The following is a 16457-nucleotide window of genomic DNA, read 5'->3' as shown; positions in this document are numbered from 1 at the left end:
CCAGACCTCGACTTCAAACCGGGGCGCGCATGCCGCGCCGGATGCCGAGCACCAGCAACGCCACACTCAGCAGCCCCAAAAGCCCCCACCACAGGGGATGGATGACACGTGCCGACAGCGGACGGCGGGCGATTTCCGAAGCTCGCAAGGCGGGCTTGGGCGCGGTTGCTTCCGGCTGCACGCTGGGGCGTGGCGGCAAGGCTTGGTCTGCCGCCTGTACCGGCCCGCGCCGCGCTGGCTCGGTTGCGGGCAGCGTGTAACTCTGGCGCGCGTGTTGCAGCGTCTCCTGCAAGGCCGTGCGATGGCGGGCATCGAGCTGTGGCAGCAGCCAGTCCCACATCGGGTTGGCCGGGCTGGTATGTCCGCTGCCGGGCAAGCCATTGCGCGCCACCAGCTCGACCAGTTCATTGCCCAGGCGCTGGCGCGTCGCAGTGTCCGGATGCCAGAAGCCTTTCTGCGTCGCCACCATCATGATGCCGAGCATGTGCGCCTTGACCTGCTGCGCCTGGCCGCTGGCCAGAAACTGACTCACGCCAATGCCATGGACGTCGCGAAAATACGTGCGATCGACCTCATCCCAGGCCCAGTCGCGGACCACGTCTGGCCGCGTCACCTGCCAGCCCCAGAGATTCTCGAGAAACTCCTGACCAAACGTCCGCGCCCCCGCATAGCCGTGCTTCATCAGCGCCTTGATCCACACCGGATTGAGATTGCGGCCGCGGAACTCGCGCAGCAGGGCCGCCTCAAGCGGCTCGACATCGGCATGCGCAGCATCTGCGTGGTACAGCACCATGGCTTGCGGCACGCGCCCGGTCAGGGTCTCGGTCGCCAGCGACAGCCCGCCCAAGTAATCGAAGGCGTCGTTGTTGTCGAGCAAGCCATACAGATTGGACGCGCGCCCGTGGTAACTGCGCTCGACGCTGGCCAGACTGGTTTCAAACGCGCTGTGCGCTGCTTCGCCGCCGGCATCCAGCCCGAAAGCGTGGCCCATGCGCAGCAGGTAGGCGCGGCCCAGCTCGCGTCTATCCTGCCAGGCGCCGGAGCGCTCGGTCAGGCGATTGACGCCTGCACCATAGGCGCCGGGCGCGTCGCCGAAAATGCGCCAGGCGGCCTCACGTCCCGCCTCGGCCTGCGCCATGCCCTGCGCCTGCAAGCTGCGCACGCGCGCCAGCCATTGGCGCGCCACACCGTTTTGCGTCAGGCTCTCGGTGCCTTCCTCGGGCGCGCTGCCCAGCGGCGCCAGCGCGGCGTCCAGCGCGGCCTGGCTGTCGGCTGCCTCGCGGCGCAAGGTCTGCGCACTGGCCGCCAGTGCCAGGCGGCCGGCGCGATCGACCAGATTCACCAGATTGGGATAGAGATCGCGGAACAGCCCCGAGCTGGTCACCAGCACATCGCGCCGCGTCTGCGCAGGCGCCAATGGCAGCAGCTTGAGCCCCTGCACGATGCCGCGCGCATTCCAGCGCGGCTCCAGCCCCATCATCGCCAGGGTAAAACCGACCATCACGCCTTCGTCGCGTACCGCGTCCGAGGCCCACAGCACCACCGCCTCGCTGCCGCTGCCCGGCAGCTTGCGCGCGAGAACCCGTTCAGCTTGCTCCTGCCCCAGGCGAAAACCCAGCGGAGTCGGCAGCACATCGCCATCGACGCCATGGAAATTACGTCCGGTCGGCAAGGCCTCCGGCGCACGCAGCGGATCATTGCCCTTGCCCGGCGGCACGAAGCGGCCATCCAGCGCCGCCAGCAGATTGCGCATTTCCTGCGCGGGCGAATCAGCCAGCTTGCGCGCCAGCGCGGCCTGGTCCGCGCCCAGCTGCATCGACGCCAGCATGGTCTGCAAAGCCTCATCAGACCAGGCCTGACCGAAGACATGCAAACCATGCGGCATGAATTTCTCCTGCAGCTTGGTCAGGTAGTGGCCGATCTCGTGGGCCAGCAATTCGTCGTCGACCTGCTCGAAGCCGATGCCGCGCACCTGCAGCACATCAGCCATGCTCGCTTCGAGCTCCGCCCGCAACTGCAGCGCTTCCGTCTGCCGGCGCATGTCTGCAGCGGCCTGACTGCGCAAGGCCTCGGAGCTGCTGCTCTCGAAGCTTTCGACCAGCTGCCGCAAGTTCAGCAAACGATCGTACAAGGGCGTCGCCGACAAGGGTGGCGTCAGGTGATCGACCATCACCGCCAAGCCACGCCGCTTGGCCTGCAAGCCCTCGCCGACGCCATCGACGATGTAGGGATAAACGCCTGGCACATCGCCCGCCACGATGCGCGGAAAATCCTCGACCGACAAAGCACTGGCCTTGCCCGGCAGGAATTCATAGGTCGAATGCCGCCCCAGATGAACGATCACGTCGGCCTTGAAGACATCGCGCAGCCAGTGGTAGTAGGCCAGGTACTGATGCGGCGGCGGGATGCGCGTATTGGCGTGCAGCAGCTCTTCGTCGAGCTCCCAGCCGCGCGGCGGCTGCGGCCCGATGAACACATTGCCCAGCTCGATGCCGGGCAGCACGATGCGCCCGGCACTGACCATCACCTTGCCCGGCGCGGGCCCCCAGCCACGCACACCCGGCAAGCGCAAGGCCAGCAAGGCATCGATATCCTGATCAAAGCGCTGACAGGCGCGCGCGGCAGCGGCAAGCACACTCAGGCAAGAGGGCACCGCCTTTTCCGCATCACTCAGCAGGGCCAGCGCCGTGCCGCGCTGGGCGTGCTCCAGACCCGCGACAAGATGGCCCAGCTCGCGCAAACCATTGTTTGCCGTGGCAATGCCGATATCGTATTGCTTGCTGCGCCGCGCCTGCTGCAATTCGGCACGCAGCCGGCCCAAGGGGCCGTTAACCAGCTCCTGCTGGGCAATCGCCGGCAAGCCGGCAAAATAGCGCTGGTAGTCTGCCGCCGACATGCTGTGCGTAGTCTGCGCCAGCTCGGCCAGGGCGCCACCATCCTCGGGCAGATTCACCCCGCGCTGCATGATCTGCTCAAGCAGCTGCTCGGCACTTGGCGGCAGCGGGCCGGTGCGGTAACCGGCCTGGGCCATGGCCTGCAAAATCACCTGGAGTGAGGCCGGCACGTCGAGGTTGTCCGCGCCGATGTTCTGCCGCCCCGGAGGGTGGTTGTAATAGATGATCGCCACCTTGCGCTGCGCCACCGGCTTGTCGCGCAACAGCGCCCAGTTGGCGGCGCGACGCGCCAGACTGCGCAGCTCGGCGGCAATCGGCTCGGGGCGCTGCACGCGCACACCGGTCAGCGCATCGAGCTGCGCCTCGCCCGCGGCGGCGATGACGACCGGCTGAGCGATGCCCTGCAATTCCGGCATCGCCAAACGGTATTGCACGCTGGCGGCCGGCAAACCGTCGCTGGACAATTGCCATTGCGCCACACTGCGGTCGGCCAGACGGATGGCCTTGAACACTGGCACGTCCAGCGCAGCGATAGCGGCGCTCGCCTCGTCACGCCCCTCGGCCGCGCCGACGACAAAATCCTGCACCACCACCAGACCGCGCAACTGCCCTGGTCCGAGCAAAGCCGGCAGCGCCTGCACCGCATCGCGCGAGGCGGCCCCCCAGCGCGCCTTGATCGTCACGCAGGCCAGGCCCGTGGCCTCGACGCTGGCGCACAAGGCATCGCTGCTGCGGTTCTCGCTGTTATCCATATCGAGTACCGCCAACACACGCTGCGCGGGCGCCAGCCTGAATGCGCTGACCGGCTGCGCGTGCTGACGATACTGGACGGCTGCTTGGGGCTCGGCCGCAGCGGGCTCGCGCCCATCGAGCAAGGCGGCCAGAAACTCGCCCTGATTGCGTGCGCCACCTTCGCGCCACAACATGCGCAAAGCACGCCAGCGCGTGGCGGTCGGCTCACGCAGCGAGCGCGCAGACAACGCAGCCGGCAAAGCCTCGCCCGCCAGGGCCGTGATATCGGCGGCCGACCAGCTCTGCAAGCTGCCGCGTGCATCGAAACTCAGGCGCGACAGATCGCTGTCACCGTTGAAAGCCCAGAAAGCTCTCAGCCGCTGGGCGGCACTGCCGGGCAAGGCGCCACGCAGCAGCGCAGCATGCTCGGCAAACATCGCCACAGCAAAGACCACATCAACCGAGTCGAGCAAGCGGCGCAGCTCTGCCGGCGACAATGCCGCCAGCTGCTGCGGCGTGCGCAGCAAGATGCGGTCGCGCGCCTTGCGCTGCAGGAGAACATCGTGCGCGCGCTCGGCGATCTCCGGCGCGCTGCGCTCGCTGATGATGCCCAGCACACTGCTCGCCTGCGCAGACAGCAGCCAGACCGACAAGCACAACGCAAGCAAAACCCTTTGCCACATCTACTGCACGCTCCGGCTAGGCCAGCATGGCGGCCAGCGCGCCAGGATTGGAGGGGAAATAAAAATGGATGTAGCTGGCGGTCAGGCGCCCCTGGCGATACACCGCTTCCTGCGTGCTGCCGCCATTGGGATTGCTGCCGCGTGCAATCGGCGCCAGCGCGGTCTCGCAGCTGGAGTAATGAAAGCTGTGGCCGCGCAGATCGCCCTCCGGCAGGCTCACCGCCTGCAGCCCCAGTGCCGAGAGCCGCTTGTGCATGCGCGTGCGTCCTGCCAGAAGACCGAATCCCGCATGCACGCTGTCATCTGAACACTCGATGGCGTCAAACAAACTCATCATGCCACCACATTCGGCGAGCATCGCTTTGCCCGCTGCGTGATGCGCGCGCAAGGCTTCGCGCATCGCCACATTGGCCGCCAGACGCGCCGCATGCAGCTCGGGATAACCACCGGGCAACCAGACGGCATCGCAGTCCGGCAAGCGCGCATCGGCCAGCGGCGAGAAGAACAAGCACTCGGCGCCCAAAGCGCGCAGGCAATCGAGATTGGCCGGATAGATGAAGGCGAAGGCTGCATCGCGCGCAATCGCAATGCGACGGCCGTGCAGTGGCAAAGCTCGTTCGCTGGCAAGCGAGGCTTCCGCAGGCGTGCACACAGCAAGAGAATGCTCTGCCGACCACGCAACATCCAGCATCGTCAAAGCAGCTGCCGCCCGGTCAATGCGCTGATCCAGATCATGCAACTCGCTCGCCGGCAACAAGCCAAGATGCCGTTCGGGCAAGGCGATTTCTGCATCGCGCGGCAACCAGCCCAAGCCCGCGACATTCGCAGGCAGCGATTCAAACAGCATCTGCGCATGGCGTTCGCTGGCAACACGGTTGGCGATCACCCCCGCAAACTTCAGCCCCTCGCGAAACGTCGCCAGCCCGTGCGCCAGTGCGCCGAAAGTCTGCGCCATCGCGCTGCCGTCGATCACGGCCAGCACCGGCAAGCCGAAAGCCTGCGCCAGATCGGCACTCGATGGCTTGCCGTCGAACACACCCATCACGCCTTCAACGAGGATCAGATCGGCCTCGCGCGCTGCTGCTTCGAGCAAAGCGCGGCAATGCGCCTCGCCGCCCATGAACAGATCAAGCTGATACACCGGCGCGCCGCTGGCTTGTTCAAGGATGGTCGGATCGAGGAAGTCCGGCCCGGTCTTGAACACGCGCACACGCTCGCCGCGTTGCCGCGCCTGCCGTGCCAGCGCCGCCGTCACCGTGGTCTTGCCCTGGCCCGAGGCCGGCGCTGCAATCAAGGCTGCGCGACATGCAGATCGCATTACCACTCCACGCCGGGCATGGCCTTGATGCCGGCCTGGTAGGCGTGCTTCTTCAGCGTCATGTCGGTGACGGTATCGGCCTCTTCGATCAGGCCATCGGGCGCGGCGCGCCCGGTGATGATCAGGTGCTGCATCAGCGGCCGCTCGTTGATGACCTGCATCACTTCATCGAGCGCCAGCCAGCCGTACTTGAGGGTGTAGGTGAATTCGTCGAGGATCAAGAGATCGATCTTGTCGTCACGCAGATAGACGACCGCCTGCTCCCAGGCGGCACGCGCGGTGGCGCGGTCCTTGGTGTCGTCCTGCGTCTCCCAGGTGAAACCATCCCCCATGACATGCCAGCAGACATTCGGGCTGCTGCGGAAGAAAGCTTCCTCGCCGGTATCCGAGCGATTCTTGATGAACTGGATCACGGCGCAGCGCATGCCATGGCCGAGCGCACGCGCCAGCACGCCAAACGCTGCACTGCTCTTGCCCTTGCCATTACCCGTGTTCACCAGCAACAGGCCGCGCTCTTCATCGGCGGCAGCAATCGATGCGTCGATGACCGCCTTTTTGCGCAGCATGCGCGCCTTGTGGCGCTCCAGGCGGGATTGTTCATCACTCATTTCGATCCTTTCATCGGGGCGCCTGCTGGCGCCCCGTCATGCTTTTACAGAGCCTGATAACGCAGCGTCACGAAAACGCCTGCGCCCGTCTGGTTGTAGAGATAGGCTGTTTCATAGCGTTTGTTGAACACATTTTCACCGCGCAGCTGTACGCGCCACGATTTATCAATACGGTACTCGGTGCGCAGGTCCCAGGTACTGTAGCCACCCAGGTGCACAATGGTATTCGCGCTGGTATCGTTATCGTAACGCTTGCCAACACCGTTCCACGAGGAACCGACACTCCAGGCCCCCAGATCGTGATCGACATCGACGCGGGCCATCTGCCGCGCGCGGCGTACCAAGAGATTGCCCTCGGTGTTTGAGCCCGAGTGATCCTTGGGATTCTGCAGCGTCGTGCTGGCCGCAACGCGGGTTTGGCCGAACTGCTGCTCGGCACTCAACTCGATGCCGTGGATGCGCGCGCTCGACAAATTGACGGCGGTAAAACTCACTGGATCGGTGACGATCAGCTGATTGATGTGATTGTCGAACACACTCAGCTGCCACTTGCCATTACCCACTGCACCGCCCGCACCAATCTCGCGATTGCGCGACTTCTCCGGCTGCAGAGTCGCCGTGCCATAGGACGGGAAATACAGCTGGTTGAAGGTGGGTGCTTTGAAAGCGGTGGCATAGGACGCCGTCAGACGCAGCCACTTCGAAAACGTGTAGCCGGTCGCCAGCCCGCCGGTGTTGTGCGAGCCGAACTGCTCGTTATTATCACGACGGCCCGAGAGCTGAGCACTGAACGCACCGATATCGGCGAGGTACTGCAGAAACACCGCATTATTGGTGCGGCTGCGTACTGCGTAATTGGTCGTCGACAAGATCTTCTCGCGCGTCAGATCAACACCCGCGACGAGCTGATGGCCGGCAGCGAGTTCGATGTCGTTCTGCCAGTTAAGGCTGTCACGCCGCGTCGTAAAGCGCGACTTATACCGTTCGCCCAGATAATTGCGCGAGTCGTCCGTCGTCTGACCGATCCGCAAACTGGACAGCCAGCGATCCAGCGCCTGATAGTTGAACGTGCCGCCAAAGACTTGCTGACGACCATCGGCATTGTCCTGCGAGGAACCATCGAACTCGTTGTGGTTGTCGATCTGCAATGCGATCAGCTCGGCGTCCAGCTTATCGGTCAGATGTGCGCCTGCATGCAGATTGAATGCTGTATTGGCGTAGCCGTCACGATCAGGACTGCAACTGGCCGAAGTCGTGCCCTGGCAGACGTTGATCCCGCGCGTGGTATCCGTCTTCACGCCCGCCGAAGCCCACAGATCCTTGCTGCCAAAGCCGCCCTGAGCCGAGGCTCCGAAGGTGTGGCGGCTGCCACTGGTCAAGGCAAAGCCGGGCGCTTGCTGACCTTTGCGGGTGAAGATCTGGATCACGCCACCGATGGCATCCGAGCCATAGAGACTGGCGCGCGGGCCACGCACAATCTCGATGCGTTCGATCTGATCGACAGGAATATCCTGCAAGGAAGCTCCGCCGCTGGTGGCCGAACCGATCTTGAAACCATCGACCAGCACCAGTACGTGATCCGAATTTGTCCCGCGCAGGAACAGCGAGGTCGCCTTGCCCGGCCCGCCATTATTGGCAAAGCTCACGCCAGGCAAGCCGCGCAACAAGTCGGGGAGAGATTGCGCCTGCAGACGTTCGATGTCCTGGCGCGTCAGCACGCTGACCGGCGCAAGGGTCTCATCAACCGTACGTGCCACGCGATTGGCCGTCACCACCACCGTTTCGTGCTGCGTCTCTTTGTTTTGGGTTTGTTGCGCGTACAGCGCAGGAGAGGTGCCAAGCAGGCAAGCTGCCGGCAAAACAAGCATTTTTTTCAAGGAAGAACTCCATCCGTGCCGCCCGCACGGTTCATGACAATTGGGCAGGGCGCCGATGGAGCATGCAGACTTGTGCGGCCAGGACGGCAGCACGGCAGCCTACATCACCCACCGTGATGCGCCAGAACTGGCTTCAGGCCGGTCTCCGGGCTCGCAAGTAGCGGCCATTGCTGGCCGACCGATGTAACGCCTTCCCGTGCTGAGCACAGTGGCTGTCTGTTACACCTTGACTCGCTTACCGTTGCGGGGGCAGCGCCGGAATGGAAGGTCTGTTGAAGACTCATCGCACCGGCTTCCCGTTTCACCCCGTCCGTTACACGCGGACGGGACACCTGAAGCGTGCGCGCATCTTACAGGACTCGGCAGTCGCCCTCCAACCTGAGCGCTTGCGGTCGGTCAAGGCCGACACTGCGCAACAGATGCGCTTGACCATGTTTCCGGCGGCGGCCTACCATCTGCAGCATGGAATCCGAAATCTCCCAGCTTGAAGCCCGCGCCGCCCTGCTGCTGAGCGACTATCGCCAGCTGCGCAGCGAGCACAGCAGCCTGCGCGCCCGCGTCGATGCGCTCGAAACGGAAAACAGCGTGCTACGCGACAAACTGAGCCAGGCCATCAGCCGGCTTGAAGCACTGTTGGCGCGCCTGCCCGAACAGGAAGACGCATGAGCGAGAAAATCGACATCAGCCTGATGGGCCGCGAGTACAGCGTGTCGGTCAAGCCCGAAGAACGCGAGGCGCTGCTCGCCGCGGTACGCATGGTCGATGAGCGCATGCGCAAGATCGCGGACAAGGGCGCCAGCAATGGCGAAGCGCTGGCATTGATGACGGCGCTGGACATCGCCAATGAATTTGTGAGCCATCAGCGCTCGGCAGGCATTGATCTGCCCGATTACAGGCGTAGAATTTCAGCTGTCAGCGAGCAGTTCGAACAGGCGCTGGCCAAACAGGAGAATCTGTTCTGAGCAAGTAGCCGTTCAGATTCATCTGGCAAGAGTCGTTAAAGGAGTCATGAATACAGGGGGCCACGGCCTCCGGTCGTGACGAAGCGTCCCTCTCATCGGGCGCTGCGGCGCGACGAAAGTTTTCCCCTGCGGTGTTCGTCAAGGCCATACACTCCTTGAACCAATGTCTAACGACATGGTTGCTGACCGAACTCACCGCTGTTGTGAGCGCCCTTCTAACGGGCGCACCTGATGCGGCTTGGCGGCGACCACCTGAACCCCGGTTCAGGATGACGGTCTGACGGCACAGGCGGGGGATCCCATCGCAGGTTCACGAACGCGGCTCCGGCCGCGTTCGTGCTATCCGGCCCCGCATGCAGCGCCCCGTCATGCCCATTCGAGCGCTTGACACTGCGGCGCAGCAATCCCAAGCTGAACACTCACTCCACCGCCCATTCCATCATGCGTTACTGGCTCATGAAGTCCGAACCGGCCGACTGTTCCATCGACGACCTGGCCGCCATGCCGGGACAGACCGTCGCCTGGTACGGCGTACGCAACTATCAGGCGCGCAACTTCATGCGTGACCAGATGAGCCTGGGCGACCTGGCGTTTTTCTACCACTCCTCCTGTCCGCGCCCGGGCATTGCCGGCATCGTCTGTATCGCCAGCACGCCCTACCCGGACGCCACCCAGTTCGATCCGGCCAGCCCCTACTTCGATCCCAAGTCGAGCCAGGACGCGCCGCGCTGGATCAATGTCGACGTGCGCCTGGTGGAAAAGACGCCTTTCGTCGACCTCGCCACCCTGCGCGAGCACGACTCGCTGGCCAATATGCGCGTGCTGCAAAAGGCCAGCCGCCTGTCGATCACCCCGGTCGATCCGGACGAATGGCGCACCATCACCACCCGTCTGATGAATCCCAAATCCTGATCAGCGCAGCCCATGCGGGCTAAACTGGCGGGCTGTGAGTCAGACGGGCTTTGTCATGCAGTATTTCGATCTATGGTGTCTGGGCTATGCCCTGCTGGGGCTGGTGTCCGGTTTTCTGGCCGGCTTGCTGGGGATTGGCGGCGGCGTGATCATCGTCGCCGTGCTCACCAGCGCCTTCGACGCGCAAGGCTTCGTGCACGCCCAGGTATTACCGCTGGCGCTGGGCACATCGATGGCCACCATCATCTTTACCTCCATCTCCAGCTTGCGTACCCACCATGCGCACGGCGCAGTGCGCTGGGACCTGGTACGCGACATCAGCCCCGGCGTAGTACTCGGCGCCCTGTTCGGCACAATGATCGCCGCCCACGCGCCGACCCGCGCACTGACCCTGTTTTTCGGCTGCTTCCTGCTGCTCATCGCCTTGCAGATGAGCCTGAACCTCAAACCGCAAGCCAGCCGCGAGCTGCCCGGCACAGTTGGTCGCGCCAGTGTTGGCGTCGGCATTGGTGTGGTCTCGGCCCTGGTTGCCATCGGCGGCGGTTCGCTGACCGTGCCCTGGCTGTCCTGGTGCAATGTGCGCGTCCAGCACGCCATCGGTACTTCGGCGGCCATGGGTTTGCCGATTGCGCTGGCCGGCACTGCTGGCTATCTGTGGAATGGCTGGCAGCACGCCGATTTGCCCGCCGGCAGCGTCGGCTATGTCTATCTGCCCGCCTTGTTGTGGCTGTTCATCGCCAGCATGCTGACCGCGCCCTTCGGCGCACGTGCAGCGCACCGCTTGCCGGTGGCCACCTTGAAGCGCGTGTTCGCTGTTTTGCTGATTCTGCTGGCATGCAAGATGTTCCTGCGGACCTGAAACCGGGCCCGCCATGCTGCAGCGCAATCGGCCGCAAACCCAGTATTGGCGGGCATAAGGGATTACCCTAACGTGCAGTGCACCATCAAAAACTTTTAAGTAAAAAGCTACATTAATGCGTACATAAATTCTGATGATGTGTAACAATTCGCGTCCGGACTGAGCTCCGCGCAGAGATGCGCCAAGCACACCGAGAGGAAGCAGGCAGGAGACAAAACGGCCGCTGCAAAGACAGCAGGCCATGCGAGCGACGAACGAACTGGATTCGTATCGATTGCCGAAGCAGCAAGCCGGGCCTACGGGCCCGGCCAGTAGCACAACGGGGCCATGCGGAAAGCAGAGTTTGCTTTCCGGATGGCCTTGTCACTTAGGCATAAGACTGGATGCAAGAACGATTTAGGGGGAGGGAAGTCCTGTTTCTGGATTTCCTCAATTGCAAACGGGAAGTCCCAGACTTCCCGTTTTTTTTCGTCCTGAGCTTTCTCCCCGGTACGCCCGGAAAGCCGCAACGAATTTATTTGCTGGCGGCGGCCGATGAAGATTGCGCAGCTTTGGCACGCGCACGTGCCGCATAGCGTTCCGCATCCTTGCGCGCCTGGGCGGCACGCGCAGCCGCCTCACGTTCGCGCTCGGCACGATCCTCGTGCTTGGGCGCTGCACTGCTGACCGCCTGACGCGGCACCAAGGGCTTGGCCGCCGGCTTTTCGGCGTGCGCCGCCGAAGGTGGCGCATTGAGGATGGCTTGCAGTACCTGCCCTTCACGCTTGGCTGCACGCCGCGAAATTTCCTGCTCACGCACGCTCAGCTCGTAAGCGCGCAGCGCCTGCTCCAGGCCTGCCGCTTCCATTTGCATGGCACGTGCCTGATTGACCTTTTCAATCCAGCGGTCACGCGCTGCGTCCTTGCAGGCGTTTTCGAAGAAGTGCGGCCTGCAGGCGCGCGTTTCCTCCGCCCGTGCCGCGTCCGCCGCGCGGGTGATCTTCGATGCATCCTTGCGCAGACTCTCTGCGCGCTGGCGCCGCGCCGCCCATACTGCCGGGTCGTTTTCTCCGGCAGGTGCCGATTGCGCCTGGACGGGAAGCGCCAGAGCGCACAACAGGCAGGCCAAAATTCTGTACATAAAGTGATTCTCCGGAATGCGCAGGGCAAGGGCCACGTAAAATGCGCTGCATCTTGCCATTGTCTGCTCTCTGCTCAAAGTGATCCAGTTCCGTCAGCTTGTCCTCGCCCGCGGCGCACGCCGTCTTATCGAATCCCTCACCCTGCAAATCCACCCCGGCTGGCGCGTCGGCGTGGTGGGTGCCAATGGCAGCGGCAAGTCTACGCTGTTCGCGCTGCTGCGCGGCCTGCTGCATCAGGATCAGGGCGATCTGGAGATGCCCGCGCACTGGACCATCGCCCAGGTCGCGCAGGAAACGCCGGCGCTCGCCACCGCCGCCATCGACTACGTGCTCGAAGGCGATACCGAGCTGATGCAGATCGAGCGCCAGCTGGCCGCAGACCCGCACGCCCAGCACATCGGCGAGCTGCATGCGCGCCTCGCCGAGATCGACGGCTACGGCGCCCGCGCACGGGCCAGCGCCCTGCTCGCCGGCCTGGGCTTTGCTGACAGTGATTTCACGCGGCCGGTGTCGGACTTCTCCGGCGGCTGGCGCATGCGCCTCAATCTCGCGCAGGCGCTGATGTGTCGCTCCGACCTGCTGCTGCTCGACGAGCCGACCAACCACCTCGACCTCGATGCGGTGATCTGGCTGGAGCGCTGGCTCAGTGCCTACCGCGGCACGCTGCTGCTGATCTCGCATGATCGCGACTTCCTCAATGCCTGCGTGACCCACATCGCCCACCTCGATCAGCAGAAGCTCACGCTCTACACCGGCAATTACGACAGCTTCGAAGACCAGCACGCGGCACAGCTGGCGCAGCAGCAGGCAATGTTCGCCAAGCAGCAGCGCGAGGTGGCGCATCTGCAGAAGTACATCGACCGCTTCCGCGCGCAAGCGACCAAGGCGCGCCAGGCGCAGAGCCGCATCAAGGCGCTCTCGCGCATGGAGCGCGTCACCGCCGCCCACGTCGACACGCCCTTCTCGTTCAGCTTCCCGGAACCGGACCGCGCGCCCGATCCGATGGTCACGCTCAAGGATGTGCGCCTCGGCTACGGCGACAAAGTGATCATCGACAACATCAAGCTCGAACTGCGCCCCGGCGCGCGGCTTGGCTTGCTTGGCCCCAATGGCGCCGGCAAATCGACGCTGATCAAGCTGCTCGCCGGCGATCTGGCTGCGCAGCAGGGCTCGGCCCTGTTCGGCAAGGGCGTGCAGCTCGGTTACTTTGCCCAGCATCAGCTTGAACAATTGCGCAGCGAGGAAAGCCCGCTGCAGCACCTGATCCGCCAGGAACCGATGACGCGCGAACAGGATCTGCGCGACTACCTCGGCGGCTTCGATTTCCGCGGCGCCCAGGTCGACGCGAAAGTCGGCCCCTTCTCCGGCGGCGAAAAGTCGCGCCTGGCCCTGGCCCTGCTGATCCGCCACAAGCCCAACCTGCTGCTGCTCGACGAACCGACCAACCACCTCGACCTCGAAATGCGCCACGCACTGACCCTGGCGCTATCCGAGTACGAGGGCAGCATGGTGCTGGTCAGCCATGACCGCGCCTTGTTGCGCACGGTCTGCGACGACTTCCTGCTGGTCGCCGACGGCGTCGCCAAGCCTTTCGATGGCGATCTGGACGACTACTTGCTGTGGCTCGACGCACGTCGCGCCAACACCGCCACCAGCAACACCAACAGCGAAGCGGCCAGCGACAAGGCCAGCCGCCTGCAGGCGCGTGCCGATGCGGCCGCCGAACGCCAGGCCAAGCTGCAGCGCCGCCGCCCCTTGCTGAAAGAACTTGAACAGCTCGAACGCAAGCTGCAAGGCTGGCAGGGCGAGAAAAAGCTGCTCGATGAGCGACTCGCCGACCCGGCCCTGTACGCCAGTGGCGATAGCGCGCAGCTGCAAGGCTTCCTCAAGCGCCAGGGCGAACTGGGGCAAAGCATTGATGCGGGCGAAGAGCGCTGGCTGGAGATCCAGACCGAACTCGAAGAGATCGGCGAACTCTGAACCCGGTGAAATCGCCTTCCCCACGCGCCAGCCGCGTCGCTACCTCCCTGCTGTTCTTCTGTAACGGATTCGTGTTCGCCTCCTGGGGGGCGCACATCCCGACGATCAAGGACAAATTCCAGCTCAGCGAAGGCGCGCTGTCGCTCACCATGCTGGCGATGGCCTTCGGTGCGGTGCTGGCCATGGGCCGCATCGGGCGCTTGTCGGCAGCGCTGGGCAGTGCGCGCACCAGTGTGTGGAGCGGGCTCTTGCTGGCACTGGGCGTGCTGCTGATCCTGCTGATGCCGAACCTGCCGGCGCTGATCGTCGTCCTGCTGCTTTTCGGCGCGGTGATGGCAGCGCTGGACGTGGCGATGAACGCGCAGGCGGCCATCGTCGAAAGCGCTTACGGGCGCGCGGTGATGTCCTCGATGCACGGCCTGTTCAGCCTCGGCGGCTTTGCCGGCGCCGCGCTCGGCGCGCTGTGGCGTGCGACAGAGGCGTCCGCACAAAGCCATATGCTCTGTGTCGGCCTGATCACCGCCGCCTGCTGTCTTGCCGCGCGCCCGGCCTTGCGTGCCGACCCAACACACGAAGAACATGCCAGCGCGCAAGCCAAGGGCCAAGCCAAGCGACAATTGCTGCAGCTGGGCATCCTCGCCTTTCTCGGCCTGATTGCAGAAGGCGCGATGTATGACTGGAGCACGGTCTACATGCGCGATTACACCCAGGCCTCGCTCGCCTGGATCAATGCCGGCTACGCGGCTTTCTCGCTCGGTATGGCAGGCGGACGCTTCACCGGCGATGCGATCCGCGCACGCCTGGGCAATGTGCGCACCCTGCGCTGGAGCGCGGCGTTGTGCGCGGCAGGCATCGCGCTGTCCCTGCTGTGGCCGGCGCCGATTCCGGCCGCGCTCGGCTTCGGCCTGATCGGCCTGGGCACCTCGAACATGATGCCGGTGCTGTTTGCCGCCGCAGCCAATGTGCCGGGCATGGCGGCCAGCGAGGCAATTGCCGACATGGCGCGCATCGCCTACCTCGGCCTGCTGTTTGGCCCGGTGCTGATCGGCGCCCTCGCCCAGCTGCTCGGCCTGCCGCTGGCGCTGATCCTCATCGGCCTCAGCGCGGCAATGGTGGGCTTGCGCGCACGCGCGGCGCTCTCGGGCAGCGCAGAGCACTAAGCAACTGACAGTCTGCTGACACCACGCTGTCAGTAGCCCACCCGCATGATGCGGGCTCCAACACACAGGAGCCCAACATGAACGCCATCCACTGGTTCGAAATCCCCAGCCACGACTTCACCCGCGCCACGCGCTTCTACGAAACGATCTTTGCCACCTCGCTGCATGTCGATGACAGCTTCGAGGGCATCCGCATGGCGGTGTTTGCGCACGGGGATCAGGGCGTCGGCGGCGCCGTGGTCGACATGCCGCAGGCCAAGCCCCATGCCGATGGCGTGCGCATCTACCTCAATGGCGGTGCAGATCTGGCCAGCGTGCTGAATCGCGTTGCCACCGCTGGCGGCGCGGTACTGATGCCCAAGACCAAGCTGAGCGACGAGATCGGCCACATCGCCTTGTTCAGCGACACGGAAGGCAATGTGATCGGTCTGCATTCGCTGCACTGAGGCCGCCCGGAGCCGGGCCTGGCCCGGCACACGCTTCACCGCAATGAACAAGAGGCATCATGCTGATCTGGTACGCACTTGGCCGGCGCAACGCACCCCCAAGCACGCCTGCCGCGCCAAACCCTGCGGCAGCGACGGCGGCGACAAAGCCCAATAGAATGCCTGCATCTTCAGCTTCGCCACCCCATGCGCCGCGCCGACCGCCTCTACCGCCTCGTTGAACTCCTGCGCAGCCGCAGCAGCTGTACCGGCGCCTGGCTGGCCGAGCAGCTGCAGGTCTCGCTGCGCACGCTGTACCGCGACATCCAGGATCTGAGCCTGTCCGGCGTGCCGATCGAGGGCGAAGCCGGCGTCGGCTACCGTCTCAAACACAGCATCGACCTGCCGCCGCTGAGCTTCGATATCGACGAACTCGAAGCCCTGCTGGTCGGCACGCGCATGGTGCAGACCTGGGCCGACCCGGAACTGGCCCGCGCAGCGCAAGCGGCGATGGCCAAGATCCAGAATGTGCTGCCCGCTGCGCGGCGGCGCGAAGCCAGCCTGGCGCGCCTGTTCGCCCCCGACTTGCCGCGCAACCGGCCGCCCTGGCTGGCCGAACTGCGCCGTGCGATGCGCCAGCGTGACATCATCGACATCGATTACCAGCGCGAAGACGGCACGCCCTCGCAGCGCAGCTTGTGGCCGCTCGGCCTGTTTTTCTGGGGTCAGCACTGGACCTTGATCGCCTGGTGCGAGCTGCGCGAAGACTTCCGCCATTTCCGCGTCGACCGCATCCTGGCCCTGCGGCTTCAGGGTGCGCAGTTCGCCGATCAGCGCGGTCGCCGGCTCGACGATTTCTTCGATCAGCTCGAAGCCGACAAGGGCATTCGCGTTCCGCGCGAGCGCTGAGGCCGATACAATGGCGC

13 protein-coding genes, 1 other RNA gene and 1 riboswitch are annotated in these 16457 nt (G+C 64.6%); of the genes, 9 read left to right on the top strand and 5 right to left on the bottom strand.

What is annotated here, in order from left to right; genetic code table 11:
- Positions 1-13 precede the first annotated feature (13 nt).
- The 4 genes from ABDB84_RS07555 to btuB are packed head-to-tail and all read right to left on the bottom strand — an operon-like array spanning position 14 to position 8103.
- Positions 14-4279 (bottom strand): cobaltochelatase subunit CobN, encoded by a 4266-nt coding sequence (locus ABDB84_RS07555; RefSeq protein WP_345919099.1) that lies wholly within the window; start codon positions 4277-4279, stop codon positions 14-16.
- Positions 4280-4325: 46 nt separating this feature from the next.
- Positions 4326-5627 carry a cobyrinic acid a,c-diamide synthase CobB gene (locus ABDB84_RS07550; RefSeq protein ID WP_345919098.1) on the bottom strand — a complete coding sequence of 434 codons (1302 nt, stop codon included), beginning with the start codon at positions 5625-5627 and terminating at the stop codon, positions 4326-4328.
- Positions 5627-6235, bottom strand: coding sequence for a cob(I)yrinic acid a,c-diamide adenosyltransferase (cobO, locus tag ABDB84_RS07545; protein WP_345919097.1), 609 nt, complete (start codon positions 6233-6235; stop codon positions 5627-5629). The genes ABDB84_RS07550 and cobO overlap by 1 nt, the downstream gene beginning before the upstream one ends.
- A gap of 44 nt (positions 6236-6279) precedes the next feature.
- Entirely contained in the window at positions 6280-8103 is a 1824-nt protein-coding gene (btuB, locus tag ABDB84_RS07540) for a TonB-dependent vitamin B12 receptor (protein ID WP_345919359.1), read from the bottom strand.
- Between the two features lie 128 nt (positions 8104-8231).
- A riboswitch (cobalamin riboswitch) is annotated at positions 8232-8463 on the bottom strand.
- Between the two features lie 111 nt (positions 8464-8574).
- Here btuB and ABDB84_RS07535 point away from each other — a divergent pair.
- From ABDB84_RS07535 to ABDB84_RS07515, 5 genes are all read left to right on the top strand, one after another.
- The gene (locus ABDB84_RS07535; RefSeq protein ID WP_345919096.1) at positions 8575-8778 is read left to right on the top strand and encodes a hypothetical protein; all 204 of its coding nucleotides are present in this window, start codon (positions 8575-8577) and stop codon (positions 8776-8778) included.
- Positions 8775-9074, top strand: a complete 300-nt coding sequence (locus ABDB84_RS07530; RefSeq protein ID WP_345919095.1) for a cell division protein ZapA — start codon at positions 8775-8777, stop codon at positions 9072-9074. Before ABDB84_RS07535 ends, ABDB84_RS07530 begins: the two co-directional genes overlap by 4 nt.
- A gap of 120 nt (positions 9075-9194) precedes the next feature.
- Positions 9195-9374, top strand: a non-coding RNA gene (ssrS, locus tag ABDB84_RS07525) — 6S RNA.
- A 141-nt stretch (positions 9375-9515) separates the two neighbouring features.
- Positions 9516-9986: an EVE domain-containing protein gene (locus ABDB84_RS07520; RefSeq protein ID WP_345919094.1), complete on the top strand. Its 471-nt coding sequence runs from the start codon at positions 9516-9518 to the stop codon at positions 9984-9986.
- A gap of 55 nt (positions 9987-10041) precedes the next feature.
- Positions 10042-10845: a sulfite exporter TauE/SafE family protein gene (locus ABDB84_RS07515; RefSeq protein ID WP_345919093.1), complete on the top strand. Its 804-nt coding sequence runs from the start codon at positions 10042-10044 to the stop codon at positions 10843-10845.
- 514 nt (positions 10846-11359) lie between these two features.
- Here the strand turns inward: ABDB84_RS07515 and ABDB84_RS07510 are convergent.
- Positions 11360-11965 carry a hypothetical protein gene (locus ABDB84_RS07510; protein WP_345919092.1) on the bottom strand — a complete coding sequence of 202 codons (606 nt, stop codon included), beginning with the start codon at positions 11963-11965 and terminating at the stop codon, positions 11360-11362.
- 79 nt (positions 11966-12044) lie between these two features.
- Between ABDB84_RS07510 and ABDB84_RS07505 the strand changes: the two genes are divergently transcribed.
- The 4 genes from ABDB84_RS07505 to ABDB84_RS07490 all read left to right on the top strand — a co-directional run bounded on the left by ABDB84_RS07505 (position 12045) and on the right by ABDB84_RS07490 (position 16440).
- Complete coding sequence (locus tag ABDB84_RS07505; RefSeq protein WP_345919091.1) at positions 12045-13946, top strand: ATP-binding cassette domain-containing protein; 1902 nt, start codon at positions 12045-12047, stop codon at positions 13944-13946.
- A gap of 5 nt (positions 13947-13951) precedes the next feature.
- Positions 13952-15106 carry an MFS transporter gene (locus ABDB84_RS07500; protein WP_345919090.1) on the top strand — a complete coding sequence of 385 codons (1155 nt, stop codon included), beginning with the start codon at positions 13952-13954 and terminating at the stop codon, positions 15104-15106.
- 77 nt (positions 15107-15183) lie between these two features.
- Complete coding sequence (locus ABDB84_RS07495; RefSeq protein ID WP_345919089.1) at positions 15184-15552, top strand: VOC family protein; 369 nt, start codon at positions 15184-15186, stop codon at positions 15550-15552.
- A 186-nt stretch (positions 15553-15738) separates the two neighbouring features.
- The gene (locus ABDB84_RS07490) at positions 15739-16440 is read left to right on the top strand and encodes a helix-turn-helix transcriptional regulator (RefSeq protein WP_345919088.1); all 702 of its coding nucleotides are present in this window, start codon (positions 15739-15741) and stop codon (positions 16438-16440) included.
- Positions 16441-16457 lie beyond the last annotated feature (17 nt).

Source organism: Uliginosibacterium sediminicola (assembly GCF_039631295.1).
Classification (GTDB): Bacteria; Pseudomonadota; Gammaproteobacteria; order Burkholderiales; family Rhodocyclaceae; genus Viridibacterium; species Viridibacterium sediminicola.
Note: the sequence above shows the minus strand (reverse complement) of the source record. Positions and strands in the feature narration are given on the sequence as shown.